Here is an 18,800-nt window from a genome sequence, read left to right as displayed (position 1 = left end):
CCACCTTTTGCAAAACGCTTCGCGCGAAAAGCCGTTTGTCCCTTTCCTCCAATCGGGGAACGAAGCCAATCGGTTAATCGCACCGCTACCGCAGACGACAGATAGCAGAGGGCAAAAAGGAGGGCCATGGAGCGCCAAAATCCCGATCGGCGTGATTCGGGAATATCCGAATCCGTGCAAAAAGAGTTCGGGGCCGATTACCCCCCTGCTCCGACCCCAGCACCCAAAGGTTTACAACCGCGACAGGGCAATGGTTGCATACACCACCCCAGCCCAAATGCGTTGTCCAGACGATCCGCCCATTGTTTCGCCCTGCCCTCAACCGACTTCGTCCGATGTCGCGTCGCCCAACAACTACCAGATCCGGTTAAGCGGTCGGTAAGCCTGACACGGCAGTAACCATCGGTCTTTATCCTGTCGCAGCGCTTGCCCGTTAGGATCGCGTCAATCCAACAAGGGCATTATTTCTATGGCTTATCTCAACGCGAAGGGTCGCGCCCTCGTGCTATCGTCGACTGCCAATTCCTATCCTCCGGCGGGCCCTGTCGCGTCGGTCCGCTATGGCACTGCGAAAAATGACGCGATGTATTCGCAATGGGGCGAAACGCTGGCCGGCGGTGCGGGAGACGACAGCTATTATCTGTGGCAGCCCAAGGCCACCGTGAGGGAAGCAGCGGGCGAAGGTATCGACACCGCATATGTACAGTTCGGCGGCACCTACACCCTGCCGGAAAATGTGGAGAACCTGTTCCTGATGGGTGCTTGGTCGACGGGCGGCACCGGCAACGCGCTCGACAACATCGTGTCTGCGGGCAAGACCGGCGCGCGGTTGGACGGCGGGGCGGGCGACGATGTCCTGATTGGCGGCGAAGGCGCGGACATCTTCACCGTCGCCAAGGGTAACGGATCGGACGTGATCCAGAATTTCCAGATTGGCTGGGATGTCATTTCACTGCGGAACTACGGCTTTTCGAATTGGGACGATCTTAAAGGACGCATCGCGCAGACGGGCGCGGACACGACCGTCGATCTTGGCGGCGGCGAGGTGCTGGTGCTGCGCGATACGCAGGCGTCGGCGCTGAGCGCGGCCGACTTCGGCCTGGCGCTGGGCACCCCGGTGCTGAACGCGGCCAAGGGCGCGATCGCCGACGTGGCGACGCTGGCGAACGCATCGAATGTGCAATTCGGCCATGGTTGGTACGTGCTCAACAATGCCTGGGGATCGAGCGGGCTGGTCGAGGGCAAGGATTACACACTGAGCAGTGTCGTAGACCGAGCCGACCTGACGGGAGGAACCAGCTTCAGCTGGAGCTATCCTGCCGCGCTCGCCACCGAATATCGCATCCTCGCCTATCCTGCGCTGTCCTACGGCGTGTCGCCTATGGCGCCCGGCGCCAATCCCAACAGCACCCTCTTCCCAATGAAGGCCGGCGACATCAAGGGCATGACGCTGGACTACGATCTCGCCTATGGCGGCACGACCAGCGGGTTCAACGTCGCCTTCGACATCTGGTTCACATCGGCGCCGCGCGGCGACGCGAGCACGATCTCCACCGAACTCATGATCTGGGTGCACAAGGGCGCGCTCACCCCCTCTGGCAACGCGGTCGGCACATACAGCGACGGGGACTTCAGCGCCACCATCTACCAGAAGGGCACTTATGTGGCGCTGGTGAGCGACAAGGACATCCCGGCGGGCAGCATCGACCTGGCCGATATCATTTCATCGCTGAGCGCGAAGGGGATCATGTCTACGGACAGCTATCTGGCGTCGCTGGAGTTGGGGGCAGAAGTCACGTCGGGCAGCGGCAACCTCACGATCAACAATCTCGATATGAGAGTTCAGCATCTCGACGCGAACGGCAGCGCCGTCACGACGACCATCGACGGCAGCGGGGCGCACACCCTCCTGCCCCCCCTGCCCGAGGTCGCGCCGCCCGCGCAGGAGGAGGCAGTGCTCGCGCCCGCTCCGGTCTTGCCGGCGGACTTCAGCGTCAAGGCGGGAAGCGATCACAGCGCCATGCTGACCGGAACAAGCGATCAGGACCGGCTGACCGTCGATTTTTCGGCGCTGTCACGAGGAATCGTCTTCAAGGCGCCCAAGCCCGACGGATCCATCGACATCGGGAGCGGGCACATCGACTATCTGTCGATAGAGCATTTCTCCGTCATCGGAACGGCCTTTGCCGACGAACTGAACGGCGGGGCGGGCGACAACCAGCTGATCGGCGGTGCGGGCGACGATGTGCTGCGCGGCGGGGCGGGCCATAATATCCTGGACGGCGGCACGGGTAACGACCGGTATGTCGTGATGAACAGCGATGACGTCGTCATAGACGAAAGCGGCGACGACTTCGTCACAACCTATGCCGATTACACCATCCATGCGGGGATCGAGACCGTCGCCCTCGCCAAGGCGGGTCTCACCGTCACCGGGAATGCGGAAAATAACCGCATCTGGGGCAGCGAAGGCCGCGACGTGATCCACGGCATGGGCGGCGACGATTATATCGACGGGAAGGGCGGAGACGACCTCATCCACGGCGGCGAGGGGAACGACATCCTCTATGGCGGGGCGGGGAACGACATCCTCCATGGCGATGCAGGCAACGATCAGCTCTATGGCGGAGATGGCGACGACACACTCTACGGCGGGGACGGCGACGATCTGCTGGATGGCGGAGCGGGCAACGATGTCCTCGCAGGCGGCGCGGGTAACGACCGCTACGTGATCCGCAGCACGACCGACGTGGTGATCGACGAGAGTGGCGACGACTTCCTCACCACCTATGTCGACTACACCGTTCATGCCGGGATCGAGACGGTCGCGCTCGCAAAGGCGGGCCTGACCGTCACCGGCAATGCTGAGGATAACCGCATCTGGGGCAGCGCAGGCAGAGACGTGATCCATGGCATGGGCGGCAACGACTATATCGGCGCCAAGGACGGCGACGATCTGGTCGATGGCGGTGACGGCGATGACACGATCTTCGGCGATGGCGGCAACGACATGCTTTACGGCGACGCCGGCAACGACCAGCTTTACGGTGGCGACGGCAACGATCAGTTGTTCGGCGGCGAGGGCCATGACGTACTGAACGGCGGGGCGGGTGACGATGTCCTGGTCGGTGGTGCGGGCATGGACCGCTTGATGGGTGGGGTCGGCGCGGACCGGTTCGTCTTCAATGCGGTATCGGATTCGCTGCCACAGGCTAAAGACACGATCCTCGACTTCAATTTTTTCGAAGGCGACCGCATCCTCCTTGGAGCGATAGATGCCAATGCTGGAACGACGGTGGACGACCCGTTCCGCTGGATCGGAACCGACAGCTTCCACAAGGTTGCAGGGGAGTTGCGATACAGCGTGGTAAACGGCGACGCAGTCGTCGAGGGCGACGTCAACGGCGACGGCGTGGCCGACATCGCCTTTGTCCTAAAGGGCATCGCCAATGTTCACGCTGGCTATTTCCAGCTCTGACCGCAAGCGCGAAAAAGGGAGCCGGAAGGGGAAAGGTCCTTCCGGCTCCCTTTGTGTCGCCCGGCAGCTTCGCGTCATTCGCGAAAGGCGCGGGCGAACTGGTCCTGGAATGGCTTGGTGAGGTAAGAGATCATGGACCGGCTTCCGGTCTCGATGAACAGCTCTGCGGGCATCCCAGGCTTGAGCGCCAAGCCGCGATTGGCCTTGAGCGCCGCTTTGTCGATGACGACGCGCACGGGGAAGAAGGTACGACGGCTTGCCCCCTCGCCATCGGTGACGGGATCGCTGCCGACATAGATGACGCGGCCCTTCAGCTCTGGCGTTGCCGTATTGTTGAGCGAGGACAGGCGAACCCGCGCGGGCAGGTCGCGGCGGACCTGGTCGATGTCGGACGGGTTGATCGCCCCTTCGATCACCATCTGGTCCTTGTCGGGCACGAGCGCCAACAGGGGTTCGGCCGGACGGATCACGCCGCCGATGGTAGCGACGCTCATCTGTTCGACCACCCCGTCGACCGGGGCACGCACTAAAGTGCGATCCCGCTGATCGATCGCCATGACGCTGCGGCTCTTCTGCTGGTTGAGCTGAGTGTTGATCTGCGCAAGTTCGTTGCCCGCCTCGCTACGACGGGTTTCGCCCAGTTGGATGATTTGCTCGCGCGTTTCGGAGATGCGCGCCTGCGTCGCGGCGACCTGGGCACTGAGCGCACCCATCGAACCGTTGAGGTCGACGGCGGTGCGTTCCAGCTGGTTAAGCCGGGACAAGGTCACCAACTTCTTGTCGTAGAGGCGCTGCATGCTCTGGCGTTCGGGTTCGATCAGGCCCTGCTGTTGGTTGAGAGCCGCCATTTGCGCACGGAAACCGGCGATCTGGCGATCATATTGTGCGATCCGCGCGACAAGCTGCGCGCGCATGCCTGCCTGTTCGGACCGGCGCAGATCGAACATGCGCTGTTCATCCGCCATCGCCTTGCGCGCCGACCCATCGGTGCGAGCCGTGAGAATTTGGGGGAAAGAGACCGAGGGCGCACCCAGCCGTTCGGCCTCCAGTCGCGCCTTTTGAGCCAGCATCTGGTCAACGGTCAAAGCCGCCATGGCGGCATCGGTGCCCGCGACCTTGTCGTCAAGCCGGATCAGCACCTGTCCCTTGCGCACATGCTGGCCGTTGCGCACCAGGATGTCGGATATGGTGCCGCCGGTCGGATGAGCGATGTGCTTGACCTGGCTGGCGACGCCGACCTGGCCCGAAGCGATCACCGCCGACCCGATCGGGATCAGCGTGCCCGCCGCGCCGAAGCCGACCACCAGCACGCCCATCAGCAACAGCGACCGCCGCAGCGCGCCGGCCATGCGCACGTCGGGATCATAAGGCTGGAGCAGCGCCTGCGCGGCGGGACCGGTGGGAAGGAGAGAAAGGCTGGTCATGACAGGCGGTCCTCAGGCGACGTTGCGGGTGGCCGGGGCGGAAACCGGGGCGGGAGTCGGCGCGGGCTGCGGCGCCTGCATTGCGACGAGCCGCTGGAGCACCTCGACGCGAGGGCCAAGCATTTCCATGCGCCCGTCCCGCATCATCAGCACCAGATTGACATTAGCGAGAGCGGAGGGGCGGTGCGCGATGATCACGACGATGCCACCGCGCGCCCGGATGCCTGCGATCGCCCGCTCCAACGCTGCGTCTCCTTCGGAGTCGAGATTGCTGTTGGGTTCGTCCAGCAGCACTACGAAGGGGTCCTTGTACAGCGCCCGCGCAAGCCCGATGCGCTGCTGCTGCCCGCCGGACAGATTGCGACCGCTCATGCCGACCTGCGTTTCGTAGCCGTTAGGAAGACCCACGATCATATCGTGGACACCCGCCTGGCGCGCCGCCGCGATCACGTCTTCGGGCGTGCAGTCGGGATCGAAGCGCGCGATATTCTCGGCGACTGTGCCTTCGAACAGCTCAACCGTCTGGGGAAGATAACCCAGATATCGGCCCAGCACATCCTCGGGATATTGGTCGAGCGCCGCGCCATCGAGGCGGATGGCGCCGCGGATCGGGCGCCAGATGCCCACCAGCGCGCGACCGAGCGAGGATTTTCCCGCCGCGCTCGGCCCGATGATGGCGAGGCCATCGCCCGCGTTGAGCGAGAAATCGGCGGCCTGCACAGTCAGTTGCTGCGAACCTGGGGGCGCGACGAAAAGATTCTGGACCTGAAGGGACGTCTCGGGGCGCGGCAGGATGTTCGCGGTCGCAGGCTCGGGCGGCACCTTCGCCAGCAATTCGGACAAGCGCGACCAGCCGGCACGCGCCGCGATCATCGACTTCCAGTTGGCGATCGCCTGATCCACAGGGGCCAGCGCGCGCCCCGCGAGGATCGAGGAGGCGAAGATCGCCCCGCCCGAGGCCTGTCCCTTGATGACGAGGATCGCGCCGACGGTAAGAATCAGCGATTGCAGCAGCATCCGACCGATCCGGCTCATCGCGCCTAGCGTCGCGACCGATCGGTTCATGTTCCGCTGCGCCGCGAGATAGTCGGAATTCACCTGTTGAAGACGGTCGAGCAGACGCCCCCGCATCCCGAGCGCCGAGAGGACCTCTGCATGGCGCACGCCTACTTCGGCGATGGCATAACGGTCGGCGGACGTGCGACTGGCGGTTTCGCTTGGTCCCTTGACCATGCGATTGGTCGCGATGGTGAGGCAGACGAGGATCGCGCCCCCCACCAGTGCGGTGAAGCCGGTCCAGAAATGCAGAAGCATCAGGACGCCGATGAAGAAAAGTATCCAGGGAAGATCGATGAGCGTCGTCGGCCCCGGCCCCGCAAACCACGCCCGCACCGCTTCAAGATCGCGCATGGGGCTGAGCCCGTCGCCTGCCGGCGACCCGCGATGCAGAGCCACATCGGTCATGGCGCGCTGGACCCGCCGCGCCAAAGCACGGTCGAGCGAATTGCCGACGTCGCTGAGCAATCCGCTGCGGTAATTCTCAAAAATGCCTTGGCAGGCGTAGACTCCCACCAGCATCGCCAGCAGGCCGAAGAGCGTCGGCAAGCTATGACTTGGCAGCACCGAATCGTACACCATCATCATGTAGATCGAGCCGCCCAACACCAGCACGTTCAAAACCGCGCTTAACAAGGCGACGGTAAGAAAGGCTTTGCGATAGCGGCGGACGACCGCGCGGAGTTCTTCGGGCATGGGCGACGCCGCAGACTGGCTCATGGAGGATTCCTTAGGGACCGGCCCCATCGACGGAAGGAGCGCAATCGTTCTGAATCGTTCCTAGGCAAAAGAGGTAAACAACGGGTCAACCAGAGCAGCGGAAATCCCTTGTTTTCAACGGTTCGTCGCAAATCCGGCACGCGTTGGGCAGCCAGAGGGGCGCTGTCGTCGCAAGAAAATACATGCCCGCCGCGGAAACGGAATCGCCTTATTTTAAGTCTGAGCCATGATTCAACTTCAGTTCGTCTCAAACGATCGCAGTTGCCAAAGCGAAACGACCCGTCGTCGAACTCACTTATTCCGCAGGTTTAACGAAAATAACAGAACTAGCGGTCGATTAACCACGGCGCTTCAGCCTATTTTTCCCGCCGCCGCTTACGATGGCCCTGACTCCTGACAGCGGTAGGGCAATAGCAATGACGGTCGCATCGAACATCGGCTTCGCGCCGAAATCCATGGAAATTGGCAAGGGTCCGGACAGCTTCGTCCTGACCGTCTCGCAGGACGCCTACCTCGGCAATGCGCGATATCTGGTATTCGTCGACGGCAAGCAGGTCGGCGATCTGTTCGAAGCATCGGCGCTGCGGTCGTCGGGCGTCACCGACACTCTGACCATCAAGGGCGATTTCGGGTCCGGCGCGCATCAGGTGACGGTGCAATATGTCAACGATATCCGCAATCCGCTGGCCCCCGACAACAGCCAGGATCGCAATCTCTATGTCCACAGCGTCGCCTATAACGGCGCGCTGGTCAGCGACACGCGAACCAACATGTTCAGCAATGGCGCATCCACCTTCGCCGTGCCTGCCAACGCCACCTCCACGACCGGCAGCTTCACGCTGGGGAACGGCCCCGACACGCTGACACTCAAGATCGCGCAGGACGCCTATGTCGGCAACGCGCGGTATCAGGTGTTCGTCGACGGCACGCAGGTCGGCGGCACATTCGAAGCGCAGGCATCGCGCCGCGACGGGGCAAATGACGAAGTCACGCTGAAGGGCGACTGGGGCAACGGCGCACACGACATCGCGATCAAATATGTGAACGATACGCGCAATGCCGCCGATTTGACCTTCGTGCAGGACCGCAACCTCTATGTGAACGGCATCACCTATAACGGCGCTGTCGTAAGCGACGCGCGCACCAACATGTTCAGCAATGGCACGACCACCTTCAGGGCGCCCGAGCAGATCGTCGACAAGACGCTGATCGGCACCGATGCAAGCGACGTTCTGCTGGGCGGCAAGGGCAACGACGTCCTGCGCGGTGGCAAGGGCAACGACATGCTGACCGGCGGCGCGGGCAGCGATACCTTCGTTCACTACAAAGGCGACGGCGCCGACACGATCACAGACTTCACCGCCAGGGGCTTGCAGGCGGACATGATCGATCTTGGCAACTATGGCTTTGCCAAGTTCGAGCAACTGTCCTCCCGCATCGCGCAGGCGGGCAAGGACACGGTCATCACGCTGAACGGCAGCGACAGCCTGAAGTTGCTGGGCGTCAAGGCGACCGACCTGTCCACCGCCAACTTCAAGTTCAGCGATGTTGTGTCGCCCAATACGAGCGGCCTCAATATCGGCATCAATATCAACGGTGCTGAGTATATCGGGCCCAAGGGGCAAAAAACGGGTATCGACTATTTCCCCACAACAGAAGAAATCACCTATTTCGCGGCGAAGGGGATGAACGACCTGCGCCTCCCCATCGCGTGGGAAAGCCTGCAACCCACATTGGGCGGCGCATTCGATGCCGCCTATCTGGCAAAAATCCACGCCACCGTCGACTATGCCAAGTCCCTGGGCATGAACGTCATCATCGACGTGCACAACTACGGCAAATATAACGGCAATCTGATCGGCAGCGCATCGGTGCCCACCAGTGCCTTTGCCGACCTGTGGTCGAAAATTGCGACATCGTTCGCCGGCGACAGCAATGTGTCCTTCGGCCTTATGAACGAACCGCAGATTACGTCTGCGAACGCGTGGCTGGGCATGGTCAACGACGCGATCGGCGCCATTCGCGCGACCGGCGCGACCCAGCAGATATTGGTGCCCGGCGTCGACTGGAGCGCGGGCGACCGCTGGCTGACCAACGGTAACGCGTCCGTGCTGGGCAAGGCTGGCGCGATCGTCGACCCGCTCAAGAACTTCGCCTTCGAAGTGCATCAGTATCTGGATGCCAACACATCGGGCACAGGTTCCTCTGTCGTGTCCGAGACGATCGGGGCCGACCGCCTGGCCGCAGTCACCGACTGGGCGCGCGCCAACGGCTACAAATTGTATCTGGGCGAAACGGGCGTCGCGGACAACCAGCCTTCGCTGGCGGCTCTCGACACGATGATGCACTTCCTCAAGGGCAACGAGGATGTGTGGCAGGGCGTGTCCTACTGGGCTGCAGGTTCGGTGTGGCAGGGCAACTATATCTACTCGGTCCAACCGATGAAGGGCGCGATCGACAGCGGGCAGATGGATGTGCTGGATAAGTTCATCAATGCGCCTGCGACAAAGACGGTGCTGGCGGACGGCACGACCCAGGTCGATGTGCACGGATATGCCAAGGAAGCGGTGTCGATCCGCGACCTGCTGAACAGCGACGGGGATCTTGTATCCCGAACCGTCTACGATATCAGCGGCCATGCCACTACGCAGTCGATCCTCAACAAGGACGGCACGGTAAAGGCCTATCATTTCGCCACCGACGGTTCGGGCACAGGTACGGTATACGCCGCCGGATCGGACAGCGTAATCCGCACCGAAAAGCTGGGGATTGCAGGCCTGATCACCGAATCGACCGACTATCTCAACGGCGGCTACGTCCAGTCCAGCTACACCAAGGGCGTCGTCAGCCAGTCGACCGAATATGACAAGAACTGGTCGATGGTCGGCAGCAGCAGCTATTATAACGACGGCAAGGTCAAGCAGCACAGCTACAAAGAAGCCGACGGCGACTGGATCATCGATTATTTCAGCACCGCGGGACAGTTGACCAGCAAGGGCGAATTCAGCAGCGGTTGGTCGATGAAGAGCTGGATTTCCTATCTGGCTAACGGCGGATGGGACAAAACCATCGTGCACGACAATGGCAGCAAGGACATCGGCCATTATCAGGCAGGCGCGGATTCCCCATACAAGGTCGATCATTTCGACATGACCGGCAAGTTCCTCCAGTCCGACATGTCCTTCATCCTCTGATCCGAAATGATGCCGTTAAAAAGCCGGGCCATTCCCATGGCCCGGCTTTTTCCGTCCCGGCCAGGGTCAATTCGCTCCAGAATTGGGCAAGGTTACCTTGACAATATCCCCGCACATGGGAAGGCTATCTCTTTTGCGCTGCCTATTGGACAACCAACGGATGCGACTGGACGATGAGCGATATCTTTATGCGCGTCTCCCGCGCCTGCGCTTCATGCTTCGCCGCGCCCTGCGGCGCCCTACGCTAGACCCCGCACTTTATGCCGACGCCGGAATAGAGGACGGGGAGCGCCGCCATCTCGAAGCCGTCGCCGCGTCCGCGCAGAAACGCTTCGAGGACAGGCAGTTGCTGTTCATCTATGGCGTGATGCCGCGCAGCGGGACGAACTTCCTCTACGAACTGCTGCTGCGAGTTCCGCCGTTCGTGCGCAGCCGGATCGCTTTTGCTGAAATGCCCATCCTTGCGGGCGAGAGCTATTTCCGCGGCCCGACCGACCTCATCGGGCGAGTGCATCCGCCCAGCGGTGCAGCGTTCGGCCGGATGGAGTGGATGAGCTATGCCGTGTCGGGGTTTCGCAACCGCCTTCTGGATATGGCCGATCCAGCCAGCGTCACGCTGATCAAGACCCCCTTGGTCTATAACATCGAACTCTTCCCCACCCTGTTCCCACAGGACAGGATGATCTTCATCGTGCGCGACGCACGCTATATCGTCGACAGCTTCATGCGCACCTTCGCCCGCACCCGAATGAGCCGGACGTTCGAGGATGTGTGCCTCGAAACGCGCATGGCGATGGAAAAGAGTGAAGCCTTCCTGGCGCACCAGCCCGCCGACCGCGTGATGCCGCTGCGGTACGAGGACGTGGTGCGCGACAAGGGTGGCGCGCTGCGTGCGATTTTTGCGTGGATGGGAATTGAGCCCGGCGCGATCGACGGCGCAATCGAGCATCTGCCGATCTACGGCTCCTCTACGCACTCGCGCGGGGATGGGGGCGCGGTCGAGTGGAAGCCCGTGGAGGCCGATGGCAGTTTCGATCCGACCAGCCGTCCGCTCGACTGGAGCGACGCACACAAGCGGATTTTTACCCGCACGTGCGGCGCGGCGAACCGGCGGCAGGGCTACCCCGAACGCTAAAGCTCGCCTTAGCCCTCGATTTCCTCGCGTCCGAAATAGCGTTGGACCATGCGCGGCGCGGGGGCCGTCACGACGCTGCGCCATTCTGCCGGATTCCGGCGATCCTGCACGCGCAGCCAGACATAGTCGACCTCGCTCCAACGGCGGACCCGCGCGCTGAGGCTGTCGAGGACGAAATCGCCCTCGGGCAAATGCGCAACCAGCACCGAATGAAGGCCGAAGCGGCGGGAATAGACCACCGCTATGGCGAGATCGTGCGGGTCCATGCCCATGTCGACCAGCCGCAGTCTTTTTTCCAATGCGATGTCTTCGCAATCGCCCATGGGTTTGCCCTGCCCCACCGGCAGGCTCCACCGTTCGCCCACGCCGTAGATGTCGATGTCGGGAAGCTGGAGGATGGACCGGTTTACACGGTTGTTGAAGGCGACAAGATATTTGCGGGTGAAAGAGGCCGTGGCAGAGACCGAGTGCGCCCGTGCGGTCCAGGGCGTATCGACGATCGGCGCGAGGGCCATGGTCGGCCGCGCCGTGCCGCGCGTGGCGCGTGCCCGACCCAGAAGCGATTGGCGCGCCATATCGGTCGCACGCAGCAGCGCGGGCGTGGTGGCCATGGCCCGCCCGTCCTGTTGCGGCATGGCCGTACCACCGGTTGCACTTGCCGCAGAAGCGTCCGCGACGTGCACGGTCGTTTGCGTCACTGAAGCGATCACGTCCGATTCGCTGCGCCCTTCCAGATAAGCGCAAAGTCCCGGCTGCCGTTGGCAAAGGTCAATATAACCCTGCGGCGCGTCGGAGGACGCACCCAGAGTCAAGAACGGGGAGAGGCTGCGGGACGCCGCATGGGCCGTGCAAGGCAAGGCGACTGCAAGCGACAGGGACAAAAGAATCGAGATCGAACGCACGCAAAAGCCCTTCCGATTTCAGTCCCGAAAGTGCTTTGCCATCCAAGGTAAGAAGGGTTGGTTGCCCGACAGGGTAACTGGGAAATTAGGCATTACCTGTGGGTCATCGCGATCCGATGTCGGGGAACGGCTTGACGCTGTCCTACAGCCGCCCGGCCCGCGTAAGCCGGGGAGCACATCGAGAAAGAAGGAGCAGTCATGCCACAGCCTAACGAGATACTGGCGCCTGCGGGGTTCGTGCCGCAGCAGGCCGTTGTTTTCGCCCGTCCGGACGGGACGCCTACGACCGTCAATCCCGCCAACCCCCTGCCTGTCGCAACGGCGGCAGGCCGGGCGGCGCTTTCCGCGCCGCTGTCAGGTTCCACCGGCACCGGTATGATGGCCGGTCCCTTTATCCCCGATTTGGGGCGCGAAGTAATCTTGACGCTATCGGGCAATTTTTCCGGCACGGTGACGCTGATGCGGTCGGTGAACGGCGGCGCATCGATGCTACCCGCCACGCTCGCCGGGCGAGCGCTGGCATGGACCGGCGCTTTAAACGAGATCGTGTGGCTGGAAACCGAAGCGGCAGCCGGCCTCTATCTCCAGATCGCCGTGTCGGCAGGCACCTTGACCTATCGGGTGGCGCAATGAGCGCGGCGCTGGCCATCCAAGCGAAGGCGATTGCCGCCCGCGCAGCACGCAACCAACTGGCTCAAGGGGCGATCCTCACCAATCCGGCGGGCCTGCGCCGGTTCCGCGCGGCTTTGGGCGACGCCTTGTACGCACCGGTGCATATCGCCTGCTGGGGCGACAGCATCACCGAAGGCGTGGGCACGGAAAATTCCAGCAATATCCTGTCCAACCTCGTCGCAGACACGCAAGGCTGGCCCGGTCAGATACGCGCCCTTCTGGCTGCGCGGTTGGGCTTGCCCGGCGGCGGCGCGATCACGCCCTTCTTCACCGGCAGCGACAGCCGCGTCGCAAAAACGGGATCGCCGGTAGCCGACAGTGTCATCGGTCCGATGAAATGGGGCGCGCGGATCAAGTCCGCCGACATGGTGGAGTTCACGACTCCTGCCTGCACCGCCGTCGACATCCTCTATTGGGCGGGCGGCAGCGCGGACGGGAGCGTGATCGGCGGCTTCACCTATCAGGTCGACGGGGGAACAGTGACGACCGGCCTTGTCGGCGGAGCCAATGCGACGCCGGGCTACCGTGTGCTGAGCCTAACCGGTCTGGTAAACAGCGCGCATGTCGTGCGCCTTGTCGGCGGCCATGCGAGCAACGTCCAGCATATCAGCGCCATCCGGTATCATAACAATCAGGGGATCGTCGTCAGCCGGTGGGGTCGCGCAGGCTGGACGGTTCCGGACATGCTGGGCATCGGCGAGGCGAGCAGGAACAATGCAGCGACGGGCAGCGCCTACAGCCGCGCCCGTCTGCTGGCTGCCATCGGCGGCTATGGCGAGCATCTGACCATCATCGCGCTCGGACAGAACGACGCGACGCTCCAGAATGTCGCGATGGGCGGGGGGTCCGGCGGCGAAGCTGTGGGGATAGTCTATCCCAACGTAGAGACCTACGAAACCAGCCTCCGTTCCGTGGTGAATAGCGTTACTGCCGCGGGCGGATGCTGCCTGCTGCTCAACACCGCGCTGCCGCCACCCGGAGGTGCGACGGTGCCGGCAGGTGGCCAGCCTTATTACGCCTATCATGAGGCAGCACGCCGCATCGCGGCCGACACCGATCATGTCGCCCATCTTTCGATTGCCGATCGATGGGGCCTGTCCGGCGACATGAGCCTGGCGGAGAATGTGTCGATGGGCCTTCTGTCGGCTGCGACATCCGTCCATCCGTCGCGGCGCGGCCATGGCGACATCGCCGGCGCACTGGCGCAGACTTTGCTTCGTCCCGATCTGGTCACAGCGTAACGCAAGGGGGCCATGAGCCCCGTTGCATCGCACAAGGGCAGAGCGTCACATTGCGGGACGCTCTGCCCTTCCGCATTTTTAGGCTATATTGCGGCGCGAAATCCGGTAGGAATGCCGGACGATCGGCGAGACGGGCACCGCAGTGACGAATACGGGGGTTTCATGATCGACGCGCATCGCCGCACGCTCGTTCGCACGACGCGCCTGACAATCGCATATGGAGCGGTTGGGACGGCGTTTGGCGGCGAGCAAGAAGGATCGCCATGCTGATCGACGGGATCGAGGGTCTTACCGATCAGCGCGGGCGCGTTGTGGTGATCGGAAGCGGTCCGGTGGGACTGGGACTGGCGGTCGACTTGGCGCGGCGCGGCATTCCGGTGACGGTGCTCGAATCAGGCGAGGGCGCGGCCAATCCGGTCGTCCAGCAATTGTCGGACGCGCAATTGACAGACGCACGCCGCCATGACGAGATGGCGGTCGCCGTTGCCCGCCGCCTGGGCGGCACGTCGAACCTGTGGGGCGCACGGTGCCTGCCCTTCGACCCGATCGATTTCACGCCGCGCGCCTTCGTCGACGCGCGCTGGCCCATCGGCCATGCCGATCTTGCCCCTTATTGGCACCGTGCAGTCCAATCGACGGCGTCAGGCGCCGACCGGTTCGAAACCGGCCCGCTGCTGGGCCGCGAGGCGGACAACAGTTTTACGGTCGACCGCCTGGAACGCTGGGCCAATGTCCAGGCGGCGCAGAATGTCCATGCAGAGGCGATCCGTTCGTTACCCGCGCTGGAAGTGCGCACACGATGCACCGTGACCGAGATCAAGATGGCCAGCGGCCGTGCCGATGGGCTAACCGTCGCCCATTCCCTGTCCGGCGAGACGGTGGACATCGCGGCAGACACCATAGTCGTTGCCGCCGGGGGCATCGAGACAACGCGGTTGCTGCTTGCCGCGCGCAAGGTTCATCCTGCGCTCTTCGGCGGCCCCGACGGCCCGCTCGGTCGCCACTATATGGGGCATTTGATCGGCGAGATCGCCGACGTGACTTTCGCCTCCAATGACATCAGCCGCGCCTTCGACTTCCATGTCGATGAACACGGGTCCTACGTCCGCCGCCGTTTGGTGGCATCGGACCGGACACAGATCGACAACCGGCTTCTCAACTGCGCCTTCTGGCCGGTAGTGGCACCGGTTGCCGATCCCCGGCATCGCAGCGCCATATTGTCGATGGTCTATCTGGCGCTCAGCATCGGGCCGCTGGGTCGCATGATCGTTGCAGAAGCGATCCGCCGCCGCCACGCCCTGGACAAGCCGCACCGCATCGCGGCGCACATCCGCAATTTGATCGTCGGTGCGCCTTCAGCCGCCGCCTTTGCCGCTCAATTCTTCTGGCGACGCTATTTCCGGCCGGAGCGTTTGCCCGGTTTTTTCGTGCAGAACGCAGCCAACCGATACGGACTCTTCTACCATAGCGAGCAGGCACCGCACCCGGACAGCCGGGTGTTCCTGACCGACCGGATCGACCGGCTCGGGCTGCCCAAACTGGAAATAGACTTGCGCTTTTCCGATCAGGACGTGGATTCGGTGGTCCGTACCCACGATATGCTCGACCAGTGGCTGCGCAAGGTCGGCATGGGCGCGCTTCACTACCGGATGCCGCAGGAGGAACGGGGCGCGGCGGTGATGGCGCAGGCGGCGCACGGCACGCATCAGGTAGGGCTGACGCGCATGGCCGCCGACCGAACGCGCGGCGTCGTCGACGCGGACCTTGCCTGTTTCGATGTGCCTAACCTGTTCCTCGCCACCACAGCCGTGCTGCCGACATCGGGCCAGGCCAACCCGACTCTGACTGCCGTCGCGCTCGCGCTGCGACTGGGGGACAGGCTGGCGGAACGGATGACGGGCAAGACCGAAATCCGCACTCCGATGGACAAGGTGGCGTCACTGTGACGGATGCCCCCGCAACGACGGTCGCGCCCCCAAAAGAAATCCGGCTGCTGGGCTTTCGCCTGCATCCCATGACGGGGCAGGAGGTGATCGCGCAGGTTGACGCTGCCGTGACGGAGCGCCGCCGCCTCATCATGAGTAACCTCAACCTGCACGGCATGGCCCTTCTCTATGAAAGCGAGCCGATGGCGCGCCTGCTGTCGCAGCGCGACGCGCAGGTGATGATCGACGGAATGCCGATCATCTGGCTCGCGAACCTCCTCGGGCACGGGCTGTCCCGCGCCAAGCGCACGACCTCGCTCGAATTTTACGACGCGATGTTCGTGCTGGGGCGCGAGCGGGGATGGCGGTTCGGCTATGTCGGCGGTGCGCCCGACACGCTCGAGCGCGGCATGGAAACACTGCGCGCGCGCTTTCCCGGACTCGATATCGATGGGCGGCACGGCTATTTCGACGTGAACGACTACAGCCCGCAATCCAAACAGTCCGAAATCGTCGAATGGATGCGCGCACGGGCGCACGATGTCCTGATCGTGGGGATGGGGATGCCACGACAGGAAGAATGGATTGCGGCCATCCAGTCGCGCGTACCCACGACCGTGCTCATGCCTACAGGGGCCTATCTGGACTATCAGGTGGGTGCGCAGAAACTGACGCCCCGCTGGATGGGCCAGTTGGGGATCGAATGGCTTTATCGCCTTGTCAATTCACCGCGGCGGCTGGGCTATCGCTACCTTGTCGAGCCAAGCATATTGTTGACCCGCATCGCGCTGCGCCGCCATCCGCAGAAACGCTGGCTGGAGCAGGTAGGATGAGCGATCTGCAACTCGGCCTGGGGTGCGCCTCCATGGGATCGCGCAAGTCGCGCGCCGAGAGCGTGGCCGCTCTAGAGCGCGCCTATGAGGCAGGCATCCGCTGGTTCGATGTCGCGCCATCCTATGGCGACGGCGCTGCCGAAGAAGTGCTGGGGCGCTTCGCAAGCGTGCGGTCGGATATTACCGTCGCTACGAAGGTCGGCATCCTGCCCGGCCATGTCGGTCTGGCGAAGAAATTGATCAGACCCGCCGTCCGCATGGCCCTGACAATGGCACCGGGATTGCGGAACGTGGTCAAGCGCAATCGTCCCGCCGCCATGAAGCAGCCGCTGACGCCGTCCCTGATCGCGGCGAGCGTCGACGCCAGCTTGCGCAGGTTGCAAACGGAGCGGATCGGGATGCTGTTTCTGCACGGTGCCACGGCGCAGGAAACGGCGGACCCCGCGGTGATCGAGGCAGCCGGGCAGCTTATCGCCAACGGCAAGGTCGCGCGCATCGGCATCGCCTCCTCGCCCGACGCCATTCGGGCGGGACTGGCCGCCAGCCCCCTCTACACCGCCGCCCAGTTCGCCAACAATCCGTTCGAACCGGAACTGGAAGAACTCCGTCCGCTGCTCGACAGCAGGCCCGAAATTCTCGTGAGCACCCACAGCGTCATCGGCAGTGCGGGGATGGTCGAGGCGATCGCGGCCCAGCTGGGCCGCGACGCCGCCCTGGCCGATGCCTTCGGTCAAGCTGGCTATACCGGCACACCGCGAGCTATGGTATCCGCCTTCCTCGCCGACTATGCAATTGCACCGTCCCGGACCGGGATCGTCTTGATGTCTATGTTTTCTCGCGCCAATCTGGAAAACAATATGGCACGGCTCTCGCGACGCCGCGATTACGATGCCATGTTAGAACTCGCGAGTCGGATCGAAACGCCTGCGAAAGTATTTTCGCAGGAAGATCGTAAGCAAAGATAAAGTCATTTCATGCCAATAAATGCTGGCTCCATGGAGATCGGATAGCCCTCAACGTGACGACAGGCACAAATTCATCGCGCGAAACCAAGCGCCGCAGACTGCTCGTCGTAGGTGGATCGCACGACCATCTGGGTGGCGTGGAAGCGTTCTGCGAGCGTGGCTGTATCGCATTGGAAGCGCGCGGTCGCTGGTCGTGCGACAGGGTGACGGCGGGCAGCGCCTACCTGACGATGCGGCGTATTCCGTTGTTCCTGCGAAGCATCGGCCAGTTGATCCACCGGGGCTTCGTGCGGCGACCGGATGTCGCGTGGATTCAGTATGTGAACCTGCCCGACCTGTTCTATGTCGTGGTGGCCAGGGCGATGGGCATGCGCGTCATGGTGACGCCGCATCTGGGATCGAACTGGCGGTCGCAGATGAACCCCTTCATGCGCCGCCTCAGCAAATTGCTGTTGCATCTGACGGACCGGCTTGCGCTGATCAGCTGGACGCAGGAAAAGGAATTGTTGCTGCCCCGGTCGGTGCCGCGCTCCCTGATCCGCAACTTCCTGCCCGACACGGTACTGTCGGCCCCGCTTATCGACGGAGAACAGCTTCCCGCACCGATCCAGCTGATCCATTCCAGCCGCCTGTCCGAGGGCAAGGGCACGTTCATGGTCGTCGACGTCTGCCGCCGACTGCGGGACGCGGGCGTTCCATTCTTCGCTCGCATTACGGGCACCGGCGACGCCGGAACCATGCAGCGGCTTCACCGCATGATCGCTGACGCCCGTCTGGAGAGCCAAGTAGCGGTTCTGGGCCGCGTGCCAGAGAACGAACTGCTCGACCATCTGCGTCACTCCGACGTGCTGATCCACCTGTCCCGGATCGATTCCTATCCTCTGATCGTGCTGGAGGCGATGTCCTGCTCGACGGTCCCGGTCGTCATGGAACTGGCAGGTGCGCGTGACATGGTCGAAACCTATCGCGGCCATGTCGTGAGCGTTTCGGGCGCTGTCGACGAAACCGTCGCCTGGCTTGAGGCTTGCGATCTCCAGGCGCTCCGCCGCGAAAGGCGCGAAACGGCGGAGCGGGTGCGGACCGATTATAGCTGGAGCAACTGCGCCAGTGCGCTGTCACGGGCGCTCGATGCCTGCATGGACGAGCAACGCGAGACAATCGACGAACCGCGTTCCGACTCGCGAGTGACGGCGGACGCGCCTGCCGTACAGGCGGAACCGGTCACGGCATCCTCCGGCACGAACCTGTCTTAAGT

Annotated in this window: 12 protein-coding genes; 9 read left to right on the top strand and 3 right to left on the bottom strand. The window is 63.2% G+C overall.

Annotated features, from left to right (window positions below; translation table 11 throughout):
* The first annotated feature begins 469 nt into the window (after nt 1-469).
* Nucleotides 470-3,478, top strand: a complete 3,009-nt coding sequence (locus DI606_RS00400; protein ID WP_293978899.1) for a hypothetical protein — start codon at nt 470-472, stop codon at nt 3,476-3,478.
* Nucleotides 3,479-3,552: 74 nt separating this feature from the next.
* Here DI606_RS00400 and DI606_RS00395 read toward each other — a convergent pair whose 3' ends face one another.
* Together DI606_RS00395 and DI606_RS00390 are read right to left on the bottom strand one after the other, a co-directional pair.
* Nucleotides 3,553-4,902, bottom strand: a complete 1,350-nt coding sequence (locus DI606_RS00395) for an HlyD family type I secretion periplasmic adaptor subunit (protein WP_293978897.1) — start codon at nt 4,900-4,902, stop codon at nt 3,553-3,555.
* A 12-nt stretch (nt 4,903-4,914) separates the two neighbouring features.
* A complete protein-coding gene (locus DI606_RS00390) occupies nt 4,915-6,678 on the bottom strand; it encodes a type I secretion system permease/ATPase (protein WP_293978894.1) in 1,764 nt (587 codons plus the stop codon).
* Nucleotides 6,679-7,094: 416 nt separating this feature from the next.
* On the opposite strand from DI606_RS00390, the gene DI606_RS00385 reads away from it, so the two are divergent.
* Both DI606_RS00385 and DI606_RS00380 read left to right on the top strand, forming a co-directional pair.
* Entirely contained in the window at nt 7,095-9,872 is a 2,778-nt protein-coding gene (locus DI606_RS00385; protein ID WP_293978891.1) for a cellulase family glycosylhydrolase, read from the top strand.
* A gap of 160 nt (nt 9,873-10,032) precedes the next feature.
* Nucleotides 10,033-11,007, top strand: a complete 975-nt coding sequence (locus tag DI606_RS00380) for a sulfotransferase (RefSeq protein ID WP_293978889.1) — start codon at nt 10,033-10,035, stop codon at nt 11,005-11,007.
* A gap of 8 nt (nt 11,008-11,015) precedes the next feature.
* Here the strand turns inward: DI606_RS00380 and DI606_RS00375 are convergent, their stop codons facing one another.
* Complete coding sequence (locus tag DI606_RS00375; RefSeq protein ID WP_293978887.1) at nt 11,016-11,717, bottom strand: transglutaminase-like cysteine peptidase; 702 nt, start codon at nt 11,715-11,717, stop codon at nt 11,016-11,018.
* A gap of 390 nt (nt 11,718-12,107) precedes the next feature.
* Between DI606_RS00375 and DI606_RS00370 the strand changes: the two genes are divergently transcribed.
* The 6 genes from DI606_RS00370 to DI606_RS00345 all read left to right on the top strand — a co-directional run bounded on the left by DI606_RS00370 (nt 12,108) and on the right by DI606_RS00345 (nt 18,798).
* Complete coding sequence (locus DI606_RS00370; protein ID WP_293978885.1) at nt 12,108-12,542, top strand: hypothetical protein; 435 nt, start codon at nt 12,108-12,110, stop codon at nt 12,540-12,542.
* The gene (locus tag DI606_RS00365; RefSeq protein WP_293978883.1) at nt 12,539-13,822 is read left to right on the top strand and encodes a hypothetical protein; all 1,284 of its coding nucleotides are present in this window, start codon (nt 12,539-12,541) and stop codon (nt 13,820-13,822) included. Before DI606_RS00370 ends, DI606_RS00365 begins: the two co-directional genes overlap by 4 nt.
* A 263-nt stretch (nt 13,823-14,085) precedes the next feature.
* Complete coding sequence (locus tag DI606_RS00360; protein ID WP_293978881.1) at nt 14,086-15,768, top strand: FAD-dependent oxidoreductase; 1,683 nt, start codon at nt 14,086-14,088, stop codon at nt 15,766-15,768.
* Nucleotides 15,765-16,580 (top strand): WecB/TagA/CpsF family glycosyltransferase, encoded by an 816-nt coding sequence (locus DI606_RS00355; RefSeq protein WP_293978878.1) that lies wholly within the window; start codon nt 15,765-15,767, stop codon nt 16,578-16,580. The genes DI606_RS00360 and DI606_RS00355 overlap by 4 nt, the downstream gene beginning before the upstream one ends.
* A complete protein-coding gene (locus DI606_RS00350; RefSeq protein ID WP_293978875.1) occupies nt 16,577-17,545 on the top strand; it encodes an aldo/keto reductase in 969 nt (322 codons plus the stop codon). The genes DI606_RS00355 and DI606_RS00350 overlap by 4 nt, the downstream gene beginning before the upstream one ends.
* 53 nt (nt 17,546-17,598) lie before the next feature.
* Nucleotides 17,599-18,798, top strand: a complete 1,200-nt coding sequence (locus DI606_RS00345) for a glycosyltransferase (protein WP_293978873.1) — start codon at nt 17,599-17,601, stop codon at nt 18,796-18,798.
* Nucleotides 18,799-18,800: the final 2 nt, after the last annotated feature.

Source organism: Sphingobium sp., from assembly GCF_003248505.1.
GTDB lineage: Bacteria > Pseudomonadota > Alphaproteobacteria > Sphingomonadales > Sphingomonadaceae > Sphingobium.
This window is presented reverse-complemented; position numbering and strand designations above follow the sequence as displayed.

Coding starts and splice junctions, on each gene's coding strand:
- DI606_RS00370 (WP_293978885.1), top strand. CDS start 12,108: ATGCCACAGCCTAACGAGATACTGGCGCCTGCGGGGTTCGTGCCGCAG.
- DI606_RS00385 (WP_293978891.1), top strand. CDS start 7,095: ATGACGGTCGCATCGAACATCGGCTTCGCGCCGAAATCCATGGAAATT.
- DI606_RS00350 (WP_293978875.1), top strand. CDS start 16,577: ATGAGCGATCTGCAACTCGGCCTGGGGTGCGCCTCCATGGGATCGCGC.
- DI606_RS00365 (WP_293978883.1), top strand. CDS start 12,539: ATGAGCGCGGCGCTGGCCATCCAAGCGAAGGCGATTGCCGCCCGCGCA.
- DI606_RS00395 (WP_293978897.1), bottom strand. CDS start 4,902: ATGACCAGCCTTTCTCTCCTTCCCACCGGTCCCGCCGCGCAGGCGCTG.
- DI606_RS00380 (WP_293978889.1), top strand. CDS start 10,033: ATGCGACTGGACGATGAGCGATATCTTTATGCGCGTCTCCCGCGCCTG.
- DI606_RS00400 (WP_293978899.1), top strand. CDS start 470: ATGGCTTATCTCAACGCGAAGGGTCGCGCCCTCGTGCTATCGTCGACT.
- DI606_RS00360 (WP_293978881.1), top strand. CDS start 14,086: ATGCTGATCGACGGGATCGAGGGTCTTACCGATCAGCGCGGGCGCGTT.
- DI606_RS00390 (WP_293978894.1), bottom strand. CDS start 6,678: ATGAGCCAGTCTGCGGCGTCGCCCATGCCCGAAGAACTCCGCGCGGTC.